Source organism: Nostoc sp. C110, assembly GCF_043099725.1.
GTDB classification, from domain to species: Bacteria; Cyanobacteriota; Cyanobacteriia; order Cyanobacteriales; family Nostocaceae; genus Nostoc; species Nostoc muscorum_A.
The window spans coordinates 1948761-1975348 of the sequence record NZ_CP171148.1 but is presented as its reverse complement, the minus strand read 5'-3'; the positions used below and the strand labels follow the sequence as shown (position 1 = coordinate 1975348).

Annotated in this window: 23 protein-coding genes and 2 pseudogenes; 17 read left to right on the top strand and 8 right to left on the bottom strand. The window is 40.5% G+C overall.

The window, feature by feature from the left end; translation table 11 throughout:
• Window positions 1-172: 172 nt before the first annotated feature.
• The 5 genes from ACFFRD_RS14055 (at window position 173) to ACFFRD_RS14035 (ending at window position 4965) form a co-directional block, all read left to right on the top strand.
• Window positions 173-1420 carry an ABC transporter substrate-binding protein gene (locus tag ACFFRD_RS14055; protein WP_392482017.1) on the top strand — a complete coding sequence of 416 codons (1248 nt, stop codon included), beginning with the start codon at window positions 173-175 and terminating at the stop codon, window positions 1418-1420.
• A gap of 7 nt (window positions 1421-1427) precedes the next feature.
• Window positions 1428-2378, top strand: a complete 951-nt coding sequence (locus tag ACFFRD_RS14050) for a branched-chain amino acid ABC transporter permease (protein ID WP_163927698.1) — start codon at window positions 1428-1430, stop codon at window positions 2376-2378.
• Between the two features lie 14 nt (window positions 2379-2392).
• The gene (locus tag ACFFRD_RS14045) at window positions 2393-2995 is read left to right on the top strand and encodes a Uma2 family endonuclease (RefSeq protein ID WP_392482016.1); all 603 of its coding nucleotides are present in this window, start codon (window positions 2393-2395) and stop codon (window positions 2993-2995) included.
• Window positions 2996-3175: 180 nt separating this feature from the next.
• Entirely contained in the window at window positions 3176-4138 is a 963-nt protein-coding gene (locus ACFFRD_RS14040) for a branched-chain amino acid ABC transporter permease (RefSeq protein ID WP_392482015.1), read from the top strand.
• 56 nt (window positions 4139-4194) lie between these two features.
• Complete coding sequence (locus ACFFRD_RS14035; protein WP_392482014.1) at window positions 4195-4965, top strand: ABC transporter ATP-binding protein; 771 nt, start codon at window positions 4195-4197, stop codon at window positions 4963-4965.
• Window positions 4966-4980: 15 nt separating this feature from the next.
• Here ACFFRD_RS14035 and ACFFRD_RS14030 read toward each other — a convergent pair whose 3' ends face one another.
• Window positions 4981-5838, bottom strand: a complete 858-nt coding sequence (locus tag ACFFRD_RS14030) for an Rpn family recombination-promoting nuclease/putative transposase (protein WP_392482013.1) — start codon at window positions 5836-5838, stop codon at window positions 4981-4983.
• A gap of 93 nt (window positions 5839-5931) precedes the next feature.
• Window positions 5932-6792, bottom strand: a complete 861-nt coding sequence (locus tag ACFFRD_RS14025) for an Rpn family recombination-promoting nuclease/putative transposase (protein ID WP_392483067.1) — start codon at window positions 6790-6792, stop codon at window positions 5932-5934.
• 248 nt (window positions 6793-7040) lie between these two features.
• On the opposite strand from ACFFRD_RS14025, the gene ACFFRD_RS14020 reads away from it, so the two are divergent.
• From ACFFRD_RS14020 to ACFFRD_RS13985, 8 genes and pseudogenes are all read left to right on the top strand, one after another.
• Entirely contained in the window at window positions 7041-7772 is a 732-nt protein-coding gene (locus tag ACFFRD_RS14020; RefSeq protein WP_179072606.1) for an ABC transporter ATP-binding protein, read from the top strand.
• Window positions 7773-7805: 33 nt separating this feature from the next.
• Window positions 7806-8369 (top strand): annotated as a pseudogene (locus tag ACFFRD_RS14015) (Uma2 family endonuclease).
• Window positions 8370-8663: 294 nt separating this feature from the next.
• Window positions 8664-9311, top strand: a complete 648-nt coding sequence (locus ACFFRD_RS14010) for a histidine phosphatase family protein (protein WP_114082597.1) — start codon at window positions 8664-8666, stop codon at window positions 9309-9311.
• A gap of 84 nt (window positions 9312-9395) precedes the next feature.
• The gene (locus ACFFRD_RS14005; RefSeq protein ID WP_392482012.1) at window positions 9396-10421 is read left to right on the top strand and encodes a glucokinase; all 1026 of its coding nucleotides are present in this window, start codon (window positions 9396-9398) and stop codon (window positions 10419-10421) included.
• Window positions 10422-10466: 45 nt separating this feature from the next.
• Entirely contained in the window at window positions 10467-11069 is a 603-nt protein-coding gene (locus ACFFRD_RS14000) for a hypothetical protein (protein ID WP_392482011.1), read from the top strand.
• A gap of 494 nt (window positions 11070-11563) precedes the next feature.
• A pseudogene (locus tag ACFFRD_RS13995) lies at window positions 11564-11955 on the top strand (fasciclin domain-containing protein).
• Window positions 11956-13136: 1181 nt separating this feature from the next.
• On the top strand, window positions 13137-15449 hold the full coding sequence (locus tag ACFFRD_RS13990; RefSeq protein WP_392482010.1) for an NACHT domain-containing protein: 2313 nt from the start codon (window positions 13137-13139) through the stop codon (window positions 15447-15449).
• Window positions 15450-15931: 482 nt separating this feature from the next.
• A complete protein-coding gene (locus ACFFRD_RS13985; protein ID WP_392482009.1) occupies window positions 15932-16471 on the top strand; it encodes a two-component system response regulator in 540 nt (179 codons plus the stop codon).
• On the opposite strand, the gene ACFFRD_RS13980 is transcribed toward ACFFRD_RS13985, so the two are convergent.
• A complete protein-coding gene (locus ACFFRD_RS13980; protein ID WP_392482008.1) occupies window positions 16400-17617 on the bottom strand; it encodes an ABC transporter permease in 1218 nt (405 codons plus the stop codon). The genes ACFFRD_RS13985 and ACFFRD_RS13980 overlap by 72 nt on opposite strands.
• An 11-nt stretch (window positions 17618-17628) precedes the next feature.
• A complete protein-coding gene (locus ACFFRD_RS13975) occupies window positions 17629-19095 on the bottom strand; it encodes an efflux RND transporter periplasmic adaptor subunit (protein WP_392482007.1) in 1467 nt (488 codons plus the stop codon).
• A gap of 545 nt (window positions 19096-19640) precedes the next feature.
• Between ACFFRD_RS13975 and ACFFRD_RS13970 the strand changes: the two genes are divergently transcribed.
• On the top strand, window positions 19641-20774 hold the full coding sequence (locus ACFFRD_RS13970) for an SAM-dependent methyltransferase (RefSeq protein WP_392482006.1): 1134 nt from the start codon (window positions 19641-19643) through the stop codon (window positions 20772-20774).
• Between the two features lie 171 nt (window positions 20775-20945).
• Here the strand turns inward: ACFFRD_RS13970 and ACFFRD_RS13965 are convergent, their stop codons facing one another.
• Window positions 20946-21704, bottom strand: coding sequence for an acyl-CoA desaturase (locus ACFFRD_RS13965; RefSeq protein WP_245246178.1), 759 nt, complete (start codon window positions 21702-21704; stop codon window positions 20946-20948).
• Between the two features lie 163 nt (window positions 21705-21867).
• The gene (locus ACFFRD_RS13960) at window positions 21868-22020 is read right to left on the bottom strand and encodes a hypothetical protein (RefSeq protein WP_159402476.1); all 153 of its coding nucleotides are present in this window, start codon (window positions 22018-22020) and stop codon (window positions 21868-21870) included.
• Window positions 22021-22199: 179 nt separating this feature from the next.
• On the opposite strand from ACFFRD_RS13960, the gene trpS reads away from it, so the two are divergent.
• From trpS to ACFFRD_RS13945, 3 genes are all read left to right on the top strand, one after another.
• A complete protein-coding gene (trpS, locus tag ACFFRD_RS13955) occupies window positions 22200-23210 on the top strand; it encodes a tryptophan--tRNA ligase (RefSeq protein WP_012411359.1) in 1011 nt (336 codons plus the stop codon).
• A gap of 58 nt (window positions 23211-23268) precedes the next feature.
• Window positions 23269-24189: a methylenetetrahydrofolate reductase gene (locus ACFFRD_RS13950; protein ID WP_392482005.1), complete on the top strand. Its 921-nt coding sequence runs from the start codon at window positions 23269-23271 to the stop codon at window positions 24187-24189.
• Between the two features lie 128 nt (window positions 24190-24317).
• Window positions 24318-25166 (top strand): Rpn family recombination-promoting nuclease/putative transposase, encoded by an 849-nt coding sequence (locus tag ACFFRD_RS13945; protein ID WP_392482004.1) that lies wholly within the window; start codon window positions 24318-24320, stop codon window positions 25164-25166.
• A gap of 97 nt (window positions 25167-25263) precedes the next feature.
• On the opposite strand, the gene ACFFRD_RS13940 is transcribed toward ACFFRD_RS13945, so the two are convergent.
• Both ACFFRD_RS13940 and ACFFRD_RS13935 read right to left on the bottom strand, forming a co-directional pair.
• Window positions 25264-25509 carry a hypothetical protein gene (locus ACFFRD_RS13940; protein WP_190960961.1) on the bottom strand — a complete coding sequence of 82 codons (246 nt, stop codon included), beginning with the start codon at window positions 25507-25509 and terminating at the stop codon, window positions 25264-25266.
• 463 nt (window positions 25510-25972) lie between these two features.
• Entirely contained in the window at window positions 25973-26521 is a 549-nt protein-coding gene (locus tag ACFFRD_RS13935; protein ID WP_114082584.1) for a phosphate-starvation-inducible PsiE family protein, read from the bottom strand.
• Between the last annotated feature and the right edge of the window lie 67 nt (window positions 26522-26588).

Genomic DNA, 26588 nt, shown 5'->3' with positions numbered 1-26588 from the left:
ATTATAATAATTTGTATTTAGCAGCACTTTGAATATTTGTCTTTGCATGGTGAAATAAGAATGATTTAATAGAATTCGTGCAAAAGTATAAATCTGCGTCATTTTGTTTGTAGATTATGAACATTACTGTGAGCTTTTGCCGAATATCTAATAACTACATGATTATTTAACGATGAACAACGCGATCGCTCAGACAACAGCATTATTATCAACTTGCGCTTTGCTACTAACAGGCTGTGGTGGTGGCGGTAGCTCTGTGACAAATACTCCAAATAGTAATCCAAATAACACTACTACTAACTCTGCCCAGACAACGACTACATCGGGGGCGATTCCCATCGGTATTGCCTTAGCACAAACCAGCAACGTCGCATTACTCGGTCAAGAGGGATTTGTGGGAGCCAGAATTGCCGAGAAGTATTTCAATAGTAAAGGTGGTATTAATGGCACTCCGATTAAATTAATAGCCCAAGATACTAGCGGTGATGAAGCTGGAGCAATTAACGCTTTTCAAACTTTAATTAACAAGGATAAAGTTGTCGGTATTGTTGGCCCTACTTTGTCACAGCAAGCTTTTAGTGCTGACCCCATTGCCGAACGTGCCAAAGTTCCAGTTATTGGAGCATCAAATACCGCAAACGGAATTCCCGAAATCGGTGATTATGTAGCTCGTGTATCTGCCCCCGTTTCTATAGTTGCCCCTAATTCCGTAAAAGCTGCACTCAAGCAGAATCCTCAAATTAAAAAAGTGGCAGTTTTTTACGCCCAAAATGACGCATTTAATAAATCAGAAACGGAGATTTTTCAAAAAGCAGTTAAAGAACAAGGGCTAGAATTAGTCACAGTTCAAAAGTTCCAAACTACTGATACAGACTTTCAAGCCCAAGCTACCAATGCCATTAACTTAAAACCAGATTTGGTAATTATTTCGGGGCTAGCTGCTGATGGTGGTAACTTAGTGCGACAACTGCGAGAGTTGGGTTATAAAGGCATAATTATTGGTGGTAATGGTCTAAATACGCCCAATGTTTTATCAGTCTGTAAAGCCCTTTGCGATGGTGTGTTGATTGCTCAAGCTTACAGTCCTGAATATCCTGGTGAGATTAATAAGGTATTTCGCCAAACCTATATAGAGCAATATAAGAAAGAACCAGCCCAATTTACTGGTCAATCTTTTGCGGCGGTGCAGGTTTATGTTGAAGCTCTTAAGGAGTTGGATAAAAAAACCAAAATCAGCACGTTACCTCTTGATAAACTGCGGACAGAATTGAACAAGCAAATACTAGCTGGAAAGTATAATACACCTTTAGGTGAAATTGCTTTTACACCAGTAGGGGATGTGATTCAAAAAGAATTTTATGTCGCCAAAATTAAGATGGATAAAGATGGGAATACCGGAAAATTTGTATTTATAAAATAGTTGCAATATGGATATCACTCTATTTCTGCAACAATTTTTGAACGGATTATCTATTGGTAGTATCTATGCAATTTTTGCATTGGGATATACCTTAGTTTATTCAATTCTGGGCATCATCAATTTAGCTCATGGCGCGATTTTTACCTTGGGTGCATATTTCACTTATGCCCTCATGGGTGGTAACTTTGGATTTAATGGCTTGCTAGCTAATGCAGCCTTGCCAATAAAATTACCATTTGCTATAGCCTTGATTTTAGGAAGTACCTTGGCGGGATTGATTGGAGTAGTAATGGAACGGGTTGCTTTTCAACCTTTGCGCCGTCAAGGATCTGATCCCTTATTAACTGTTGTTTCCAGCTTGGGGGTAGCAGTAGTAATTGTGAACTTAATCCAGTATTTGGTAGGCGCAGAAAGTTACACATACCCTGCCGATACTTATGGTAATTTACCACCTTCGATTAATTTTGGTACTCCAGAAAAGGAAATTCCTATTCGCACCGTTCAGATCATAATTTTTGCTGTATCAGTTGCGATTGTGGCAATTATTACCTACTTTATCAATCGGACTAAGTATGGTAAAGCAATGCAGGCGATCGCAGAAGATCCGACTACAGCTAGTTTGTTAGGCATTAATAGCGATCGCTTTATCATCCTCACATTCTTCATCAGCAGTTTCTTAGCAGGATTAGCAGGAACCTTAGTCGCCTCTAGTGTTAGTATTGCTGGCCCATATTTCGGCATCGCTTTTGGGTTGCGGGGTTTAGCGGTAATTGTCTTAGGTGGTTTAGGTAGTATTCCCGGCGCAGTTTTAGGAGGATTACTCATTGGATTAGTTGAAGCTTTTGTACCGGCAGAATATTCCGGTTACAAAGAAGCCGTAGCCTACGGAATATTATTTATCATGTTGTTAGTTAGACCCCAAGGCTTGCTAGGTCGTCGGTTTATTCAAAAAGTTTAAAGAGACGCAGCGCGATGAAAACATACACCAGACAAAAATTAACTTTCGATCAATTTTTGGAACAGTGTCCAGAAGAAGGTTTATATGAACTTGTGGATGGGGAAATTGTAGAAGTGCGTGCAACGAGAAATCATGATGATATCGCTGATTTTATATTGTTGAGTTTCAATGATGAAATTAAACGTCTAAATCTGAATTACGTAGTAAAAAACACAGCAGTTTTAAAAACCATAACTGCCAATGGAATAGAACAAGGACGCAAGCCTGATGTCAGTGTGATAGATAAAGATGTATGGCGCTCAAATCGTTCTGCTTATTCTGCACTTGAAGAACCTATCCAGCTAGCTATCGAGGTAACATCAACTAATTGGGAAGATGACTACATTGATAAATTAGATGAATATCAACGCTTAGGTATTACAGAATATTGGATTGTAGATTATTTGGCAATTGGTTATAGAGAGTATTTGGGAAATCCCAAAGTTCCGACTGTATTTGTTTTTCTATTAGATGCTGAGGGTAAATATCAACGCACAGATTTTAGAGGTTCCGAACGAATTGTGTCACGAACTTTTCCTGAACTGGCGTTAACAGCAGAGCAAATATTAACAGCTTGAAGAAGAATACAGAATACAGAATACAGAATTAGTTAGCTATAAGCGATACCCTGTGACTAGCAAGCTACAGACTCGACATGAATTGTAGATTATAAAATTGAAAATTTAGTGGTGACTGAAACCCTTTTACTCCTGAATTCTGGCTTCTGACTCCTGACTCCTTAATCAAAATATTTTACAATGGCTGAATTTTTCTCTACTTATGAATCACCAATAGTCTACATGGTATTGGAGGCTTTATTAGGATTATCGCTTTATTTACCCCTAATGGCTGGACAATTATCTTTGGCTAGTCCTGGATTTTATGCTTTAGGTGGATATATTGCAGCGATTTTATCTACAAAAGTTTTTCCATCTAATAATAATTTATTTCCCATTCCATTACTTTTATTAGAAATGTTAATTGCTGGTTTAATCTCCGGTATATTAGCTGTAATAGTGGGAATTCCGGCATTAAGGTTACGGGGAATTTATTTAGCGATCGCAACTATTGCTTTTGTAGAAGTTTTACGAGTTGTATCCTTAAATTTAGATATTACAGGCGGCGCTGTAGGAATTTTTGGTATTCCTCAACCATTCCAAAGCCAAATTGAATATTTGTGGATTGCTGTACCATTCCTGTTAGTTAATATGGTATTATTTTACCGTTTAGAACGCATTCGCACAGGTAGGGCATTCATTGCTATCCGCGAAGATGAATTAGCTGCCAGTGCAATGGGAATTAACCCCACTTATTACAAAGTTTTAGCCTTTACTCTCGGAGCAATTCTTGCCGGAATGGTAGGTGTCATCAGCGCTCATTTTCTCAATACCTGGAATGCTCGACAAGGTACTTTTGATGCCAGCATTACCTATTTAACAATTGTGCTAATCGGTGGTTCTAGAACTTTTTTAGGTTCGGTTGTCGGTGCTATTGTCTTGAAAGTTTTATTAGAAATTGTTTTGCGAAGAATCGCCGATATACCAGGATTACCCAATTGGTTAGCCCAATTTTTAAGAGATGGTAGATTAATTATCTATGGTATATTAATAGTCTTAGGAACTATATTTTTCCCCCAAGGATTTGTAACTCCAGATATTTTGAAAAAGTGTAAAAATATATTAATAAAATTAATTTCAAAGACATCTAAGCAGACAAGTTAATAAATAGGAGGCTGATAAGAAACGACCAATGACCAATAACAAATGACCAATGACAAATGACAAATAACATTGTTTTAGAAGCCAAATCACTAACTCGCCGTTTTGGGGGTTTAGTGGCGGTGAATAATGTATCTTTTACAGTCAATCAACATGAGATTTTTGGATTAATTGGCCCTAACGGTGCTGGAAAAACAACACTGTTTAATTTGATTACAGCTTTTATTCCCCTTTCTAGTGGAGAGTTGCGCTATCAAGGTGCTAACATTTCACAACTACGCCCCCATCAAATTGCCGGTTTAGGTATTGCTCGGACTTTTCAAAATATTCGCTTATTTGGTGAATTGTCAGCGCTAGAAAATGTAATAATCGCCCGACATTTAGATAATAAAAGTAATCTATTAACAGGAGTTTTGGGATTACCACCAGCGCGTCGGGAAGAGAAAAAAAGCAGGCGAAAAGCTTTACAATTACTAGAGATGGTGGGATTGAGCGATCGCGCTGACGAAAAAGCCAAAAACTTCGCTTATGGCGATCAGCGTCGGCTGGAAATTGCCCGTGCTTTAGCCTTAGAACCGCAAATCTTACTCCTCGACGAACCTGCGGCGGGGATGAACCCCAACGAGAAGCAGCAGCTGAGTGAATTTATCCGTAGTCTGCGAGAACAGTTTAGTTTGACGATCATCCTGATTGAACACCATGTACCCTTGGTTATGGGTTTGTGCGATCGCATTGCCGTGTTAGATTTTGGACAGTTGATTGCTTTGGGTGAACCATATATAGTTAGAAACGACCCAGCTGTAATTGAAGCTTATTTGGGCAACGAATGATAACTAACTTGAGAATTACAAAATCTGTTGCAATTCCTCAATAGTATTTGCAGTCACAACATTTCGTAAAATTGTCTTCAAACGCTCCAAATCCTGAATCTGGTTAATCTGTGGCATTAATTGTAAACCGCGATCGCTAAATTTCAACTCTAAATTAATTTCAATCGCAGAAAGTATTCCTCGTAGTTCCCCGCTAGCTTTCCCGCGTGCTTCCCCTTCGCGTAAAATTTCTTGATACCAAGGTGACTCACGTAATACGGACATATCCCACCTCATGATTTCTTGAACGAGCGTATTCTCTAAAACAAACGTAGCAAAAAAAGCTAGAACTGTTTCCAGTTGGTTTAGTTGTTCATCAGCACGGAGAATTTGCAATGCTTCTCTAATAATAGATTCATTTTCACCACCTTTGAGAATGGGTACAAATGGCAGTAAGGATGGTAAGGGTTGTTGAAAAGCAATATTGACATCAATTTCCCACAGGTTAATTACCCGATAATCTTGTATTGCCCGTAATCCTCCAATATTTGACGTAAAGTTTGTGGGTATTTCGTTGTTACTAGTTTTAAGAATATTGATGAGAACCGGGTATGTTGGTAAGTTATATTTTTCTTCCGCAAGTGCAGCATAAGTACGCATCCGACGTGGCATATTGGATTGATAGCGTAATTGCAATTCGTTGAGAACTAAAAAGTCTCCATGTTGGGGACTACTAACACGGATTAAAACATCACTTTCCCGGCTAATCCACTGAAATTCACTATTTAGAATTTCCCCAGCAACAATATCAGGAATCTGCGTTACCCATCTTATCCAGTTATTGGGTGCGAGGCTGATTAATTTTTTGGTACTGACATCAGCAGGCTTCGTCATTCAGGTATAGATGCACTCAGTAAGTGAGATTTATGGTAACTTGAAATTTAGCATTACACGCAAAAAATGTTTATCAAAGCGCATCAGTGAAATTTAAGCAGACAAAATTTTTATAAACTCTTCAAAAGAATTTACTGCGATACCTCCGGTAAGCTCCGCTAACGCGCTATCCATTAAAATTTCTAATTGTTCTACATTTTTGCCCTCAAGCCTTACTTCTACCTCATGGGGAATTTCGCCAAAGCGTTGTTCCAATACTCGGATTAACTGCCGTCGCGCACCCTCTTGAATACCTCTTTGCTCAATCTCGTGATACCAAGGCGATTCTCGCAATATTGCCATATCCCACCTCATCATTTGTTGCACTAAAGGCGTTTCTAAAACAAAGCTAGCAAAAAATGCCAGCAATGATTCTAATTGGTTCAACTGTGCATCTGCTCGTAGTGCCTTTAATGCGCGTTGCATAACTGATACCTCTGCTCCTCCTCGCAGAATTGGCACAAAGGGTAACAACGATGGTAGTGGTTGCTGAAACACTATTTCAGCATCGATTTCCCACAAATTAATCACGCGATAATCTTGGATGGCACGTAATCCCAAAAATTCCTGTTCGTAGCTATTGACAATAGTTAAGGCGGATGGAGGCGGCAAAATATTGATCAGTACTGGATAAGTTGGCAATCGGTAGCGTTCTTGTGCTAGGGCTGCATAGGCTCTCATCCGTAGAGGAATCTGTCTTGTGTAACGTAGTTGTAGTTCATTTAATACTAAAAAATCTCCGTGAGTAGGACTGTATGCCTTCATCAACACATCTGTTTCACGGCTAATCCACTGAAACTCAGAACCGAGAATTTCTTTCGCCACGACTTCAGGACGCTGTGTCACCCACTGTAACCATGCATCGGGAGCTAAATTAATTAGTCGTTTGCTACCAATATCTACTGCTTTTGCCACAGGACGCTTGATATCTTTATCAGTAATTAATAGTACATCATAAAGATTGCAGTATTCTGGCATTGGTTTTTAGGGTCAAACAAAAGGATTTTTAACCCACGGAGGTGAGTTTTGTATTTCGACTCCGCTCAACACAAGTCTGTGTAGCTAAGACTTCTAGTCGCCAGGGCTTTTCTGCATCGCACTGTTTTAATAAATGTATGATTAATGTATGTTAGGTTTTGAATCAACATTTCTGTAAACCGCCGATGAAAGCCGATAGTAAACCAAATTATACAATTTTAGAAGTTCAAGAACTTGATGTTAATTATGGCGGTATTCAAGCTCTGAAAAAGATTAATTTAATTATTCAAAAAGGCGAGGTAGTTACTCTCATTGGTGCTAATGGTGCTGGTAAAACTACTACACTCCGTGCCATATCTAAAGTAGTTAATTCTAAGAGTGGCGTAATTTTATATAATGGACATAATATTACCCGCCGCCAAACTCACGAGGTTGTACAACTTGGTATCGCCCATTGTCCTGAAGGACGCAGAGTATTAGCGCGGCAAACAGTATTTGATAACTTGCTTTTGGGTGCTTATATTCGCTCCAATCAAGCTGAGATAAAAGCAGATATTCAGCGTCAATTTGAGCTATTTCCCCGCTTGTCACAAAGACGCAATCAACTAGCAGGAACCCTCAGTGGTGGCGAACAACAAATGTTAGCGATCGCACGTGCTGTCATGAGTAAACCACAACTCTTACTGTTAGACGAGCCTAGCTTAGGGTTAGCACCTGCGATCGTCCGGGAAATCTTCTCGATTATTGAAAATCTCCGTGCTACAGGCGTGACTATTTTATTAGTTGAACAAAACGCTAACCTGGCACTGCAAATTGCCGATCGCGGTTATGTTTTGGAAGCTGGTTCTATTACTTTAACAGGCGCAGCATCAGAATTAATTAGTGATGAACGAGTTAAAAAAGCTTATTTAGGGTAATTAATTAAATGAAAACTTGGGAGGTACAAGCAGATGATAAAATCACTAACTAAAACCTTTACTTTAGAAGAATTTTTAAAGCTTCCAGAAACAAAGCCTAGCTCAGAATATATCAACGATCAAATTATTCAAAAGCCAATGCAACAGGGAAAACATAGTATTCTCCAGGGTGAACTAGTCAGTAATATCAATTCTGTAACCAAACCTCAAAAAATTGCCCTTGCATTTCCAGAATTGCGATGTACTTTTGGCGGATGTTCAATTGTCCCTGATATAGCTGTGTTTGCTTGGGAACGGATTTTATTAGACGAGCGTGGAGAAGTGGCAAATGTCTTTAAGACATCTCCAGACTGGACGATTGAGATTCTTTCACCTGATCAAAGCCAGACTAAAGTAACTGGAAATATTTTACATTGTTTAAAACATGGTAGTCGCTTTGGTTAGCTAATTGATCCAGATGAGCATTCTGTTTTAGTTTATCCACCAAAGCAGCAACCAGAACTTTTACAAGAAGAACAAGAAATATTACCAGTTCCAGATTTAGTTAACGGCTTTCAATTAACTGTAGGGCAATTATTTGGATGGTTAAAGTTATAAGCAATTGTAGAAATTCATATTTATCTTAATCTTATTGGATTTGTGAGAATTGCAACCCAGAGATCCCCGACTTCTTAAAGAAGTCGGGGATTTTGTTTCTGCGCGTTTGATTCAGGATTGCTATACCAATTGTGATGAATAAAACTACACTAACGCCGCTTATAACTTTTCCAAATAATTTATATTATTAATAATTATTACGATTTTTGTCTTATATTAATATTTGCAGCCCTCCTTGCAGATATCTATATATTTGTTTAGCGGCGAATCCTATTCACCGGAATCATTAAACCTATGAGTCAAATAGTCTGGATAGCAAGACACGCTAACCGCCTCGATTTCGTAAACCCCGATTGGTTTCTTACCGCCGAACGACGCTACGATCCACCTTTGTCTGATGATGGTATGGTACAGGCACAGCAGTTAGCTAGACGATTGAAAAAAGAAAATATTGGTCATATTTTTGCTTCCCCTTTCCTGCGAACCGTACAAACGGCAAACGCAGTTGCAGAATTGCTCAACTTGCCGATTAAATTGGAAACAGGTTTGAGTGAATGGCTAAATCCAGCTTGGATGACAGAAGAACCCGAAAGGCTTTCAGCTCCAGCATTAGCAAAATTATTCCCCAGAATTGACACCAGCTATACCTCGCGCATCGCCGCCAAATATCCTGAAACTCACGAAAAAGTGCGAGAACGTTCTGGGCAAACTGCCAGATGTTTAGCTACTGAGTTCTTCCCAGAGGATATCCTGCTAGTGGCACACGGTGCATCTGTGTTGGGGGGAGCAATGGGGCTGGTGGGGGAAATTGCCAAAACAGAAGTCAAGGCTTCTTTATGTTCATTGGTAAAAGTAGTACGCGAAGATCCAGAATGGTTATTAGAACTAACGGGAGATACTTCCCATTTAACCCACATAGAAGAAGTTATTCGATTTGCTTAAACTTCTGATAGATATTTGTGTTCATAGGTTCTGGTAGGTTGGGTATATCCTACAAATAAAGTCATTAATCCGCAAATAAGTTCTATGACATTGTTACTAGCAGGAGACATCGGCGGTACGAAAACTATTCTGCGATTGGTTGAAACATCAGATTCACCAGCTTTACATACTATTTATCAGGAAAGTTACCACAGTGCTGATTTTCCCGATTTAGTACCGATAGTGCAGCAGTTTTTGGTCAAAGGTAATACACCAATACCAGAAAAGGCTTGTTTTGCGATCGCAGGGCCTATTGTCAAAAATACTGCCAAACTTACCAATTTAGCCTGGTATCTAGATACCGAACGTTTAGAAGAAGAATTGGGTATCCCACATATTTCTTTAATTAACGACTTCGCCGCCGTTGGCTATGGCATTTCAGGTTTACAAAAACAAGACTTGCACCCGTTGCAAGTTGGGAAACCTCAACCCGAAACCCCGATTGGAATTATTGGTGCTGGTACTGGTTTAGGGCAAGGATTTTTAATTAAGCAGGGAAACAACTATCAAGTTTTTCCTTCAGAAGGTGGACACGCTGACTTCGCGCCTCGGAACGAAATCGAGTTTCAACTGTTGAGATACCTGTTGGGTAAACATGATATCCAGCGCGTTTCTGTGGAACGGGTGGTTTCTGGAATGGGAATTGTGGCGATTTATCAATTTTTGCGCGATCGCAAATTTGCCACTGAGTCACCAGATATCGCCCAAATCGTCAGAACTTGGGAACAAGAAGCCGGACAAGAAGAGAAAAGTGTCGATCCCGGTGCTGCTATTGGTACAGCCGCACTAGAAAAACGCGATCGCCTTTCCGAACAAACCTTGCAATTATTTATAGAAGCTTATGGCGCAGAAGCCGGAAATCTCGCCCTTAAACTCCTACCTTATGGTGGCTTATACATTGCTGGTGGGATTGCGCCCAAAATTCTCCCCTTAATCCAAAATAGCGGTTTCTTATTAAACTTCACCCAAAAAGGCAGGATGCGCCCCCTCCTGGAAGAGATACCTGTGTATATTATCCTCAACCCGCAAGTGGGGCTAATAGGTGCTGCTTTATGTGCTGCTAGGTTATAACAGCTAGCATCATCAGTGAGATTAGCATCTCAAAAGGTAAAACTTATGACAGTTAAAAGTCTGTTGCCATTAATCGCCGCCACCTTTATCTGTGGTGGTTCTATTCTCGTGGAAGCGCGTCAACCTAAACCTCCGGTGGTTGTTGTCAAACCAGCCGTCCCTAAAATCGTGCAGCCACAATGGAAGGTATACACCGCTCCAGATGGTCGCTTTACTATTTTGATGCCGGGAAGACCCAACAGAAATACCGAATTCCAAAAAACTTATATGGGGGAAATTACCTTAGAAATATTTGCCGCGCAACCGCCAAAACAGGAAGTAGCATACATAGTTGTTTACAATGATTTTCCTTATAGTTATGGTAAAATAACTGACCCACAAGCTGTACTGAATAATGCACGAGATATGGCTTTAAAGACTACGAAAAGCAATTTAATTAGTCAAAGAAATATTCGTAGTTATAATAATCATCCTGGCAAAGAAATTGAGTACATCAATTCTGGAGGAAAAATCACTAAAAGTAGAATGTATGTTGCCGAAGGAAGGTTATATCAAGTAATGGCAATAACTACAAAAAAACAGCAAAAGACATTAGCTAAAACTATTACTGGGTATTTAAATTCCTTCAATTTAGTTTTGAAAAAGTGAATTGAAGAAGAATTCAGAAGCCAGAATTCCGAAGTCAGAATCAAGACGTGACGCTCGTTCCTCTCTATGAGACGCTGCGCGAACGCTAACGGTGCGCTATCAGTCGTGGGTCTGAATCCCCGACTGATTGAAGACTACGGGGTCTTAAACCCCTGGATTCAGACGCTCCAGGATGAGCTAACGCTGCGCTATCCACCAGCGATGCACTGAGTTTCGGCTACGCTCAACTACCGCCGGTCGTTGTGTCGCACAAAATACCCAACTGAATTCTGACTCCTGACTCCTGAATTCTGTTTCGATAAAAAATCTTGGATTTTTGCTAATAAGATTTTTCCATTGACTCCTAAATTCTGCTCTACTTTTAATTATTTAATTTTTTTAGCTCATTTTATACAATTTATACGCTACTCAATCGCTTACTCAAACATGATTTCTAACGCTAGGATATCATGATAGAAATTGTTAGCAAAATTACACGCAACCAAGTGAAATAAATGGCTGATATTAGTGATCGTGCCGCAACCTCTGGTTCTTTTAGCACCCTAGTTGATGCAATCAAGGCTGCCAATCTTATAGATACCCTCAAAGGGGTTGACTCATTTATCGCCTCTGCATCTACAGATCAAGCATTCGCAAAGCTTCCAGCCGGTACTGTAGAGACATTGCTTGAAAATATTAATAAGATCCAGGAACTCCTAACGTATCACGTCGTTTCCGGTAAGGTGATGCCCATAAAGCCGATTGAAGGTTCAAGTTTTAAAGTTGACCCTTTCAATAGTTTCAATGTAGATTATAATTCACAGGCTCAAAATCCGATGCTGCTGATGATAACAGTGTCATCCACATCATTGTTGGTTCCTCGGTGAATAAATATATAGATAGATAGGGAATAACATCTGTGAGTTAAAAACGATTTATAGTCCCTATCTCATTACTATAGGAATCCAGTTTGATTTCTGAAAATATATGTAGTACCGTGGCACAGCTAAAATACAATACAGTTCAGATAAGACCAAAACACTTGTAAAGACGGCGATTTATCGCGTCTTGAAAACTCAAAATTTTTGCAAGTAGCCCTTAACCCAAGCGTATTAAGCTAAGATAGTGGAATCGAAAAATTTCTAAATAATTAGACATTTTATATATAAATATTTCTAAACTTTTGATTATCCTATACTTCAAGGAAATATAGACTAATTCAGAAATTTGAATAACTTTATATATTTTTTTAATTGATAATAAAATAATATTTTTATGTTAAACTTCGTCTCCCTTGAGAACCGTAGTTTTGTAGGTTGGGTGCAGCGATAGCGTAACCCAACATAAATAAGGTGGTAATGTTGGGTTGCATTTAACTCCACCCAACTTACATAAATAAGCTGTTACGCAAATAAGATTACACATCAACTGGTGAGGTTGTCCTTTGTCAATTGTCCTTTGTCCTTGGTAAACACAAATGACTAATGACTAATGACGGTCTACACGGAAAATATTGAAATATGTAGGCGCGTTAGCTTATATCTTTTAAAAAACTCTAGGTTTCAACATAGATGAGGTTTAGTACTTGAGTCCAATAACGCAAATCTAAGAATAGAGATAATTTAGCCAGTTGTATAACTACAATTTTCTAAGCGTTGCTGATTAGATATATGAATCTTGGTGTAGAGACGTTGCAATGCAACGTCTCTACAGAGGTTTTGAAATCACGCAAAATCATTTTCATATCTGAATTCAGCAACGCCACTTTCTAAATACAAAAATATATAGATGATATCTATGTAATGCAACTATGATTTGAAATCAAGCAAATGATTAGCAAGTAATCCTATAAAACATACTTAAGCATTACAGACAAGTGTTTGAATTTAGGTATTGCCAAAAAGTTGAAATGTATAAGATAGGTGCATAACGTTTGAATTTGACACAGAAATTTAAAAATTTGAGAGCATACTCTAGGATTTTGTATAACTTTAAAGGAGTAAAATGCTAGTATCACAACAAAAGCGATAAGATTGCAGATGTTAATAAAAATTAAAGTTAATGATTTGAGGAGCAGGTTTTTGTCCTATGGTCAAGCGATCGCTCCAAGCGTCACTCATCGGTATTGAACAGGCTAAAAGAGCATTTGCTCTCAAGGGGTGGACTCAAGACAATTTGTCAGCCGAAGTGAACCTCAAGACTAGACAACCGATTTGGCGATTTTTTAGTGGTCGTCCAGTTGAGCGTCATACTTTTATTGAAATTTGTTCTGTATTAGAACTGAATTGGCGGGAGATTGCTAGCAATCCACCGGCAGAATTCATGGAAATAGAAGAATACGGCCGGACACCTGTGCTGGATATTGATGGCTTGGTGGAAAAAGTGCGATCGCAACGCTTCGACAAAATTCAATACCAGTGTGGGATTTTGCAGTTATTGGATATCAGCCGTCCCGTTGCGATCGATGACATATATATAGATGTGAATATTTTGGAGGAAATTGCCAGTCAACAGTGGTTAGAAATCACTGCGCTGCAAAACCTAGATCCCAAACTATTTGACCGTTTTGGCTTAGGTGATGCCGATCAAAACCAGATACCTGGTACACAGGCAGTTGAAACATACTCTAAGCTCAGGGTACTAGGCAAACCTGGGGTAGGTAAAACCACCTTTTTACAATATCTCGCCATTCAATGTAACCAAGGCACATTTGCAGGGAACTTAGTTCCGATCTTCATCACCCTGAGAAATTTTGCTGAAGAATCTAAAGTCACCAACGAGTTCAGCCTATTAAAATACATCCGCCAGGAGTTCCTCACATCTGGAATTTCCGATTCCTCAGCCATAGAAACTTTACTTAATGCAGGCAGAGTCTTAATTTTGCTTGACGGTATGGATGAAATCCTTAACCAACAAAGCAATACTGTCTTAAGCGAAATTCGCAGGTTTTCAGAAAAGTATCATAAAAATCAGTTTGTGGCAGCCTGTCGAACAGCATCTCAAAAACTCAGACTCCGAGGCTTTACGGATGTTGAGATTGCCCCGTTTACCTCAGAACAAATCATCGCCTTTGCCCAAAAATGGTTTGTGGCCTTTACCAAAACTAACATTCAAGACGGTCAAGCGCTGTCCGTTCAGTTTATTCAGAAGTTGGACTTAGATGAAAACTGGCAATTTCGCCAACTCGTGGTTACGCCCCTGTTTCTGCATCTTGCCTGCTGGGTGTTTCACGGTCAAGAAAAATTTCCGACTAAGCGGACTGACTTTTATAAGCAAGGTTTAGACCTTCTATTGGGTAAATGGGATGAAGCCAGAGGCATTGAACGAGATGATATTTACCGAGGATTTTTGTTACCACAAAAGCTCAAGTTATTGAGTCAGATTGCGGCAGCGACATTTGAGCAAGGTCAGTACTTTTTTGAGCAACGCATCGTTGAGCAATACATTGGTGAGTATATTCAGAATCTGACCAAAGCACCAATGGATGCCGAAGAACTGCAAATAGAAAGTGAAGCAGCACTGAAAGCGATCGAGGCTCAACATGGGCTACTAGCAGAACGGGCGCGGGGAATTTTTTCCTTCTCCTATCTGGCGTTTCAAGAATACTTCACAGCAAGAAAAATCGTTGCCAGTCATAATCTAGAGGCATTTGGGGAAGCTTTAGAAGGATTAGTTAGTCACATTACAGACCCGCACTGGCACGAAATTTTCTTGTTAACAGCTACCATGCTCCGCAGTGCAGACTCTTTAGTACAGTTGATGAAGCAACAGATTGATGCACTAGTTGGCCAAGACCCTTATTTACAAGAATTTTTGACCTGGGCCAGCCAAAAATCTCGCACTATTCCCAGCCAACCAAAAGAGGCGACAACTCGAGCCTTTTATCTTGCCTTAAGTCGGACTCCTCACATAGCTTCTCACTTTGCCCTAGCCAGCAGCCTCGACCAGGGAATGTTTCTGGATACGGCTTTAGATGACCTGCTGGTCGAATGTGCAATTGATGGGAGCCAGGACTTTGCCCACATCCACGTCTGTGGAGATGCTCTCTCAAACATTTTGGGTATAGTTCTGGATGTTGGACTTCATAAATCTCTGCAACAACTCTCTGACCAATTACCAAGTTCTCGTCAAAATCAAGAACGGCTTAGGTTATGGGGACAGACAAACTATTCAGCCTGGGCTGAACAATTAAAGATGACGGTCATTAATTATCGCAATATTAATCACCAGTGGCAGTTTAGCGATGAACAACAGCAAGTTTTGCAACGATACTACGATGCCAATAAATTACTACTCGATTGTCTGCATAGTAATTGTGAAGTGACGGCTGCTATCAGGCGAGAAATTGAAGCCACCTTATTATTACCTCAAAAGGAACTTGAGGACAGGGAATGGCAATAATACTTAATACTTTTGGTTAATTTTATGATGGTTATCACTTCGATGCAATACAGTCTGAACATCACCCCATATTTGAGTAAGGTAAATAATCTCCTTCTTCTTGCTAAGGAGAGGGATTGAGGGTGAGATTTATTACGTTTTATATCGTAGTTAATCAACTAACTTAGAAAATCAAACAATGCTTTGCGATATTACAAAAAGAAAGTTTTTCGGTTTGATTTATAGCAAAAATCCTTCTTTCGGTACTTTTCTTTGTTGAATACTCTTATATTGAGCCAAAATCTGCTTTTAGCTGTTTTCAATAGACTTCTTGCAGAAATCGGGAAAATCTCTCTTGCAATGACCAATGCCCCATTTTCAACAAATGCACCTTTTGACCTAATACAGTAGAGACGCGTTAGGGTAGCCCAGTGCAATTTCGCGTCTCTACTACGGATTTTTCAGTCCACTTTGCACTTAAATCCCTCATCGCAGGTGTTGTTATGAATTTAATCAATGGCTTTTGCTTGGCGGCTGGGATACTCAAGGGTGTACAAGTACTCGTTGTAGACAACGATCGCGATAGTAGAGATTTGTACGCATTTTTACTCGAAGATCAGAGTGCAAATGTGATTACTGCTGGTTCAGTAAAAGAAGCTTTAGAAATCTTGAGTTGGTTTACACCCAACATCCTTGTCTGTGAAATTAGGTTCTTGGGTGAAAGTATTTATACATTGCTAAATACATTGACTGCGATGGAAGCAGATAATGGAAATCATATTCCAATCATTGTGACTTCAACATCTACCACAGGTACTCACGACCTCATTCCCAATGTAGAGTTTGAAGAATATTTACTTAAACCATTCGACCTTGACAAATTTGTTTCTATGATTAGAAATCAAGTACAAGGAGATGTAGCAGAACAATTTTGCCCCGAACTACTAGTTTTACAAAAACCTACTGTATTACTAAGCACTTCTCAAAGCCACAATCGGGTCGAGTTTAGCAGCGCGACGTGCAGGAACAACACCAAAGAATAAACCAATACCACCAGAGACACCAACTGCCATAGTAATTGCTACAGGCGAAAGACTTGCTTCTAAGGGAGTCAAGGCTCCTACTAATAGAATGCCACTGATACCAACCGCAGTCCCAACTAAACCACCAGCTGCGGAAACTATTACTGCCTCAATAATGAACTGTAGCAAAATATCTTGCTCAGTTGCCCCGATCGCTTTCCTCAATCCGATTTCTTGGGTACGTTCGGTGACGGAGACAAGCATAATATTCATAATGCCAATGCCGCCGACAAACAATGATATCCCTGCGATCGCTGCTAGCATGATTGTCAATGCACCTGTGATTTGACCAACAGTTTGCAAAGCATCCTTTTGAGAGCGGATAGTAAAGTCATCTTCACCATTAATTTTGTGCCGTAGACGCAGCAAATTACCAATTTGAAATTCTGCTGCATCCACGCTCTCGGAATCACGAGCGGCAGCAACGAGATAATCTAAAGCAATGCCATAGGGAGAATTCTTTCCCACAAGTCGGTTTGCTGAGGTTGTGATTGGTATGAGCGCAGCATCATCATAATCTGCTCCGACGCTGGAACCTTTGGCTATTAATGTCCCAATCACTTGAAAGCTAGTATTTCCAATTCGCAATTGCTGACCGATAGCATTACTATTACCGAATAGTTTTTCTGCCAAGTCTCCACCTAAGACAACGACTTGGTTATTTCGCTTGATGTCTACCTCACTAAAAAATCTGCCTTTAGCAGTTTCAAAATCCCGCACTAATAAAAAGCTGGGAGTTGTACCAATGATGTTGACATCAGTGTTTCGATTGCTATATGTAACTACCTGTCTCCTGTTTAACTCTGGCGCAACTCCTACTACTGTTGGTACTTGAGAAGCGATCGCTTCCGCATCTTGTAACACCAGAGTTTTTGGCACTTCAAAGGAGATACGCTGAGTTTCTCGATTACCTGGCAGTATAAACAGCACATTTGGCCCTAACGACTCTAGCTGTTTATTCACATATTTTTGCCCACCTTCGCCAATGCCAATCATGGCAATTACTGAGGCATTACCAATAACGATACCCAACATCGTCAGGGCACTACGCAGCTTATTTGACAGCAGGGTTTTACCCGCCATTTGGACACTTTCTAAAAAATTCATGTCTTAAATAATTACGAATTACTCTTTTCTTTCGCCTTCTCGATTTTGTAGTCTTTGGGTGGATTAACAAAAACGCGATCGCCTTCTTTAACTCCCCCTAATATCTGAGTTTGGTCTTGAATTTGTGCCCCAACTGTAATTTCGCGGAACTGGGGTTTATTCTTTGCATCTGGTACAAGTACGCCAGTTTGACCCTTTTCAGTGACAATTGACACCGTTGGTAGCACCAAAGCATTATTGACGCGATCGCCTAAAAAAGTCAGATCCACATTTAAGCCAGAACGCAGTTTATCTGTACCAGTATCAAGAGCAACCCGCACCTGGAAGGATGTCACACCTTGTTCCACCACTGCTTCTGGAGCAATTAGACGCACATGACCTTTAAAAACTTGATCGGGATAAGCATCAGCGACAATTTCCACCTGCTGTCCCGGTTTAATTCTGCCAATATCGGCTTCAGGAACTTGAGCTAATATTTCTAACCCGCGTGCTACGGCGACAATTGAACTAGAAGTTGCCGACGCGCTAGTAGAAGCAGAAGTGGTGGGTGTCACAAAAGCACCCGGTTCTGCATATTTTTGCGTCACAATTCCCGAAAGCGGAGCGCGAATAATTGTATCTTCCAACTGCACTTGCACACCCTTCAATTGAGCTTCAGCACTGGCTACAGCCGCTTGGCGCTGGACAATTTCCTCAGAACGAGTACCATCTTGTAACAGTACCAATGCTGCCCGTGCTTCGTTAACAGCCGCTTGGCGTTGGTCGATTTCCTCAGTCCGAGTCCCACTTTGGACTAACGACAATCGTTTTTTAGCTTCTTCTAAACTGGCTCTAGCACTCTTGTCTTCGCTGATGGCTTGATCGAGTAATTGTTTTTTCTCTGCTCCCTCTTTATATAGGTATTGGTAGCGCTTTACCTGTTCGCTGGTGTAATTCACCTTTGCTTGAGCCGCATCCACTTGGGATTGAGATTGAGCAATCTCTTGGGGACGATTACCAGCCCTAGCTTGGGCTAACTGGGCTTGAGCTTGTGCTAACCGCGCTTTTGCTTGAGCGATTTCTTGAGGGCGACTACCAGCAAGGGCTTCGGCTAATTGTGCTTGACTTTGGGCTAAGTTAGCACGATACTGACTCCTTTGAGCCTCAATACCTGCGCTATCCATGCGGGCGAGGATTTGTCCTTGTTGAATGCGATCGCCTTGTTGTACATATAATTGCGATAACACTCCGGGGTTCTTCGGACTAATATTTACGCTCTGAATCGGTACGACTTTACCGCTAGCTGTAATTCTCAATGTGACATTTTTCGCCGCCACTGGCACAGTTAATTGAGCAATATCTTCTTTTTTCCCTTGATTCATCAGGGTGTAGGTTGTGATCGTACCAACAACCAAAACACCCCCTGTTATCAGCCCCATCAACCAGCGAAATGGATACTTAACTTTGCCAATAACAGGAATTTCTATGTGCGTAGCCATATCTAAAAGCCTAATTAATCTTGCTTTATGGGAGTAGCCTGTAGTTAAAGGGCGAGTACAGGAATGGGGAATTGTTAAAATTTTTCGATTAAATCTTTATTAATAAGCTAACAACTAGACGCATAATTAGCTTTATAGTTGCTTAATATTACTTCATGATAGGTGTTACATGTCTGTATGCCTTCACCTGAATGGGTGACTTTATACCATTTCTGTTTAAAATAGGTTGGGTGAAGGCTTTGCGTAACCCAACATATATCAGAAGAGCGATCGCAACCAACTGCTACTAAAAACGGAAATGAGTTGAGCGAACAACACCCTGATGTCAAACAATTATGAGAAATAAACGCAGTTAATGCCAAGTTATAGGACGTTTGCCTTTGCTACGCTTACCTTTGTATCAAGTTAAAGTGGCATCAGGTGTGTTGGAGATAAATATTCCTAAATGCATGTTACAACTTCTTACGTTTTGGTGTTAAAAAGCTAAAAAAATCTAATTATTATACTCATGTAGCATTATTTTAATGCTTGTTAGGAGTATGAGTATGACTGCTAGTACCCTGCTGGAAGAAATAGAAAAGCATATCCCTATTGTGGGAGATATAAATATTAAGAGTCCATTTGCATACCAAGTAACTCGTGGGGCGGTTGAGGTAGTTAACACAGTTCAGATGGCAGTAGCAGAAGCTTATATCAACGGATTAGAAGTTCCTGATTCCGTTCTAGAATCGCTTTTCGATACCTGTATGCCAATTTTCTTTCAGTATTTCCCATCCCTACTAGCACCGTATGAATGGGTATTAAAAGAAACTGACCATCTCGCCGAAGGATCGCAGGAATTAATGAAAATTCAGTACGACTTGCCTCAAGCCATGCTGAATACTATGCTGGGGGACGGGAAACTCATTTATCCTAAGTACAGCATGGGATTGTGGGAAAAAGGAGCATTAAACCTTGAGCAATCCCAGATGCAGATGATTGATGATGTGATTGAAAAACTAGACATCAAGGACGGAGACAATATCTTAGACTTTGGGTGCGGGTGGGGATGTGTTCCTAATTACATTCTTTCTAAGTTCCCCAATGTCAAATTTACGGGTCTTAATTTGAGCCACGAGCAATGCGAATATATCCGCCGCAAAATGCAAGAGCCTGAGAGTTATCTTAGTTCAGATCGATTTACCCTATATGAAGGTGATTTGAATAATGCAAATTTCGAGATAAAGTTTGATAAAATTCTCTCAATTGGTGTTTTTTGTCATGTTGGTAACTTAACGGCAGCCTTTAAAAAATTAGCTTCGTTTTTGAAGGATGATGGCAAAGTTTTAATTCACATTATTACAGTCCGCATCCCTAACAATATGTCTAGCGTTTACACCCACAAATATATTTTTCCACACGGTCGGTACTGGAATTACAATGCAGTTCCAAGTCATCAAGAAGACCTCAAAACAATTCAAAAATGGTATCTCAATGGCTCTAATTACTCTAAAACACTAACTAACTGGTTACAAAACTTTGACGACAACCAGGAAACAATAAAAACATTAAACTATGGCATAGACTATGCCAAGTTTCGCCGGATATGGAGGTTTTATTTGATATGGTTTATTCGTAATTTTGCTAGTTGTGATGGAGAATATAATGGTAATGGTCAATTTTTAATGGTTCATGCTTAACCGGACAAAGCTAGTGTTTTCTCTCATAGAGGATGACCATCCTGCCTTTCCTTATTTAACTAGCTGAAGATGCTTTCTTCACAAAAACATCTTCAGCCAGTTAAATCCTTAGATTCTTGACTGAGACGGCAAGGAACAGACTTTTTTCTGAGCCATCTGTCAATCAAAATATCAGACGGATGTCTTTGCTTTTGCCTTGAACACTGGGTTTTGAAAGTTGCGGTTTCTGGCGCGAGCAATAAGTTCTGGTTCAGAAGGCACTCTAACCTTTGACGCTAGCTTCAAGAACTCAAGGATTTTAATGAACCAAAATGTTGGGTCTGGAAGATAGGCAACCCGGCCTTCTCGCACAGTTATGCCATGCCGGGCTGACCCCTGGAATGCATGATGAAGATTATGCCAGCCTTCACCCAAGGTTAGAAATGCTACGAGCCAATGGTTCCGACTGTAATCATTAGTTTTGAACGGTTGCTCGCCCAGTATGTGGCTGAGTGAATTGACAGTGGCGACACAGTGGAAGAGGACAGTCGTGCTGAGGAAAAAAGCGCCGAGATATTCAACTCCACCAATGTAGTATGAGAACGCACCAAGAGCAAAGGTGGGAATGAAGTGCAAACGATCAACAATCTTCAAAACCACATTACTCTCAACATCAGTGGGAAGTTTCGAGGGAAAAAACTGTGGGGAGAATAGCCATCCAGCTTGAGACCACCAGAATCCTTTGATCCCCTTGAAAGGCATATAGGGAGAATGAGGATCTTTTTCATGATCTGAGCTTTGATGATGCTCCATGTGGTGAGCTTTCCACCAACTTGGCCCCATCTGTCCGGCTGAAGCAGCCACGATGCTTCCAACGCATAGAACTGAGCTTGGAGCCTGGTAGCTATTGTGGGTGAGTAGCCTATGATAGATGCCAGTAGTTGCAAGCATTCGTATTACATATAACAACACGGCCCACAAAACAGCACCCCACGATAAGCCAGTAACAATAATCAGTAATGATCCTAAATGACTCATCACGATCAAAGTAGGGCCTAGTATGTAAGAAATAATCGTGAGATGAGAGTACTGCTTCATTAATCTTCTAACGTCCTTAAGCTTCAAAATAAAAATGCACCACATTTTCGCCGCAGTCAAGCTTGCGGACAGCAGAACGCCCACCCTTGTCAGCGTTAGTACCTACACGCATATCTTGGCACAATTCGCTTGGAATATGAAAAGCAGTTTCAAACACAAGCAGTGGCAAAAAACCAGTGAAGAGTTTCTATAGCACAATCGGATTTGAGTTAAAATCTCTAATCCCGTAACAGCGAGTTGACCTGGAAAATGTCAAAATTAAATGAGTTTTGCGTAGGCGCATTCGCGCAGCGTCTCGTAGAGAAGCGACTTTATTAGCGCAGATTTGAGATAACTTAGTTGAAATTTATGGGCAAGCAACGTGTTCTTTCTGGAGTTCAACCAACGGGCAATTACCATCTAGGTAACTACTTAGGAGCCATTCGCAACTGGGTAGAAGGTCAGAGTGAATACGAAAATTACCTCTTTGTGGCTGATTTGCACGCGATTACAGTACCACACGACCCGAAACAGTTGGCAGCTGATACCTACACTCTTGCTGCTCTCTATCTAGCTTGTGGTCTTGATTTAAATCACTCCACCATCTTTGTACAATCTCACGTTTCAGCCCACAGTGAACTCACCTGGTTGCTCAACTGCATTACACCTCTAAACTGGCTGCAAGACATGATCCAGTTTAAGGAAAAAGCTGTTAAACAGGGAGAAAATGTGAGTGCAGGTTTGTTGGATTACCCAGTCTTGATGGCGGCTGATATTTTGCTTTACCAAGCGGATAAAGTACCAGTGGGTGAAGACCAAAAGCAACACTTGGAATTGACAAGGGATATTGCAGCTCGGTTAAATCACCAATTTGGTAAACCAGATCAGCCAGTTCTAAAGTTACCAGACCCTTTGATTCGTAAAGAAGGGGCAAGGGTGATGAGTTTAGCGGATGGTACACGCAAAATGTCGAAGTCCGATCCTTCAGAGTTAAGCCGAATCAGTTTGCTCGATTCACCCGAACAGATTCAATACAAGATTAAGCGTTGTAAAACCGATCCGATCCGTGGGCTGACTTTCGACGATCCAGCACGTCCAGAGTGTAATAATTTGTTGACGCTGTATACATTGCTTTCTGGGAAGAGAAAGGAAGATGTAGCAGTTGAGTGCCAGGATATGGGCTGGGGACAATTCAAACCATTGTTGACAGACACAATTATTGAGTCCTTGAAACCAATCCAAGAAAAATATCAAGCGGTAACGGCAGATAAAAGTTATTTGGAGTCTGTATTGCGCGATGGAGGGGAAAAAGCTAGAGCGATAGCAAATCAAACTTTATCACAAGTAAAAGCTGCTTTAGGCTACTCGCTTCCTCTTTAAGCTTTCGCTTTTAGGTGTGATTTGCTATACCATTTAAGAAATTGAAATTCTTAATTTTATGTATCACACCCATAGCCACACAGCCTTTCGCAGAGCTGTACAAGCAGGTGAATTTCTAGTTACCGCCGAGGTAGCACCCCCGAAAGGGGGAAATCCAGCGCACATGATTCAAATGGCGGCGACTCTTAAGGGAAGGGTTCATGCTGTCAATGTTACTGATGGTAGCCGCGCCGTGTTACGGATGTCTTCATTAATCGCGTCGGTGATTTTGTCACAAAATGGTATAGAGCCGATCTGTCAAGTTGCTTGCCGCGATCGCAACCGCATTGCTTTACAAGCTGATTTAATGGGCGCTCATGCTTTAGGTATTCGTAATATTTTAGCTTTGACTGGCGACCCAGTAAAAGCAGGCGATCATCCAGATGCCAAAGCAGTATTTGACTTAGAAGCGGTGCGACTGCTGCAACTAATTCGAAAGATGAATCAAGGGGTTGATTACAACGAAAAACCTTTGACTGATGGAGCGCTAGATTTATTTGTTGGTGCAGCAGTAGATCCGCAATGTAAAAGTTGGTCGGGTTTACAAAGTCGATTTGAACGCAAAATCGAAGCCGGAGCGCAGTTTTTTCAAAGTCAGTTGATTACCGATTTTGATGTCCTAGAAAAGTTTATGGATACCATTGCCTCTGGCTATAAAAAACCGATTTTGGCAGGAATTTTTCTGTTGAAATCGGCAAAAAATGCTCAGTTTATTAATAGATGTGTTCCGGGTGTCAATATTCCCCAACATATTATTGATAGATTGGCAAAAGCCAAAGAGCCTTTTGAGGAAGGGATAAAAATTGCCGCCGAACAAGTGCAGATAGCACGGCAATTGTGTCAAGGTGTCCATCTGATGGCAGTAAAGCGGGAAGATGCGATCGCACCAATTTTGGATTTGGCTGGGATTTCTCCAGTTAATCAGTTGGTATCTAAGTAAATGAGATAATGGTTTTTTAAATTCAAGCAGATGATGGTTACTATCTGCTTTTTTTTATGCGTAATCAGACGCGTGTACACGATTTTTGATAAACTTTGAATATCCAATTTCCGCTTGACTAAATCCAAGTGCAAACTGACAAAATATTTTATAGCTTATTTCAATCTTTCCCCAGCATATTTTTTGCAATAATTGGCGATAATACTGTCAACGTCAACGCATATCAATTTGTTTCAGTCGAACTAAAAGAAACGGCTTTTAGGATTGATGGGGTATTCATGCCCACAACTGAAACCACAAATCAACCACTCTATTTTGTTGAAGTCCAGTTTCAATTAGACCCAACTTTTTATAGACGCTTCTTTGCCGAAATCTTTCTTTACTTGCGTCAAAACGAATCAGTCAATTTTTGGCGTGCTGTCGTCATCTATCCACAACGAAGTTTAGATCCAAGCGATCAACTACCGTATCAATCGCTGCTAAACAGTTCACAAGTGCAACGCATTTATCTAGATGAATTGGATACGGCGGAGAACTCACTTCAAGTTGCGATCGTTAAATTAATCATCGAAAGAGAAGAGACAGCCGTTGACAAAGGTAGAGAATTGATTTTACAAGCAAGGCAACAGCTAGCGGATGAAGCAACCAGGAAGCAAATTGTAGAATTAATAGAGACTATCCTGTTGTACAAATTTACCCGGTTAAGCCGAGAGGAGTTAGCAGAAATGTTGGGTATAGACGACGAATTCAAAAAAACAAGGATGTATCAATCTATCAAGCAAGATGGCTTGGAGGAAGGTAGACAGGAAGGTAGACAAGAAGGTAGACAAGAAGGTAGACAGGAAGGTAAACAGGAAGCTAAGTTAGAAGCTATTCCCCGGTTATTGGCATTGGGGTTGAGTGTGGAACAAGTGGCGGTGGCTCTCGATTTAACGGTGGCGCAAGTACAGCAAGTAGCCCAGAATCAGTCTGGCTGATAGTGGGCGATTGTCTGAGTATTGCGCTTTATCTCTGGAAACACTGTGCTATGTATTTCTTAAGCAAAGTGTGCAAGATATCAGTTAAAAACCTGGGTTACATCTTACCGTGTTGCAGCACTTGTTGTAGATGTTGGCGAATCTCTTGTGCGTGTTCAATATCAGATTGGCGCAATTTTTGGAACAACTCTACACAAGGCTGAGAACCTACTTGCTCTGCATCTTTGATGTAGGTATCGTAAGCTTTAACGGCTTCAGCTTTGTTGTGCAAAACGGTGACAAAATCATACTCCAAGTCGCTAATCGCTGTTTGAGACTGTCCGTTACCTGTATTTGTAGCCATTGCTTGATCCTCTTTTAGAATTTCTAATTAACTTTATACTCACCCTTAAAGAGCGATTCATCTTCCAAAAAGAGTATATTTCAATACGTCGGAAGTACCTTGCGAGTGTAGGTTATAGTATTCAGTGCGTAGGCGTAGCCCGTCGTAGACATCGCTTTCCAATTACCTCAGCCTTATTCAATCTCGTTTTTCCTTTACTGGTACGCAAAAAATAAGATCCCTGACTTATTAAATAAGTCGGGGATCTGCGGGTTCCAATTCTCACCAATCAAATAGAATTGCTATACTGCTAAAGAATTAGATTTGAAACTCAGAAATAAGCAAGTCGTAAGCAGCAAGTTGGAGTTTTACTGGCTCTACACATCTAAGAGGATATTTTATTAGTCAACATATAAATCAGGAGATAGGACAGACAAGGGAGAAAATTCTACCTCATCTCCCCACTCCCTATTTTCATTAGAATTTAACCAAGCGGTTTATTTTCATCACATTGACGTGAATACTGGAATTCCAAATCATTTTGCCGTTCCCTACCTCCTCTATACACAACCGGACAAAACTTAGTGTTAGCGCTCATACAATCCATGTGAGGAGTTTTAGCACAGACTACGAGTAGTCCACCCAGAACAAATAACAAACCACAAATTGCAAGCGTATTAACCCAAGAAATTTCCAGCGCTCCATGAACTACTATTTCTCGTAGCAGGGATACAATTGTTACCTCAACCGCTACTCCCACAGAGATACTATGTTCTTGCAAGTAGACCATTAATAGTCGAAATAACTCGACCAAAATTAACACAAATAGTATTTTTGCAGTCACGTGTTTATAGTCTAGTGGCTGCATGAGGGCGATAGCTATCCCCCACAATTGGATCAGCATGACGGCGAATAAACCTAAACACAAGACAATCACAATCAAGTCTTGAAAGGCTTCCATGTTGCGAACAATTGAGTGCCGATCAAGCCAGCGATCGCTAAATAAAAATCGACTTTTCTGGCGCTTTTGCATGTACATTTTTCCAATCGGGACAAGTTCAGACAACACCAGCGAGTCAGCCCAATAGTTTTATGTTATG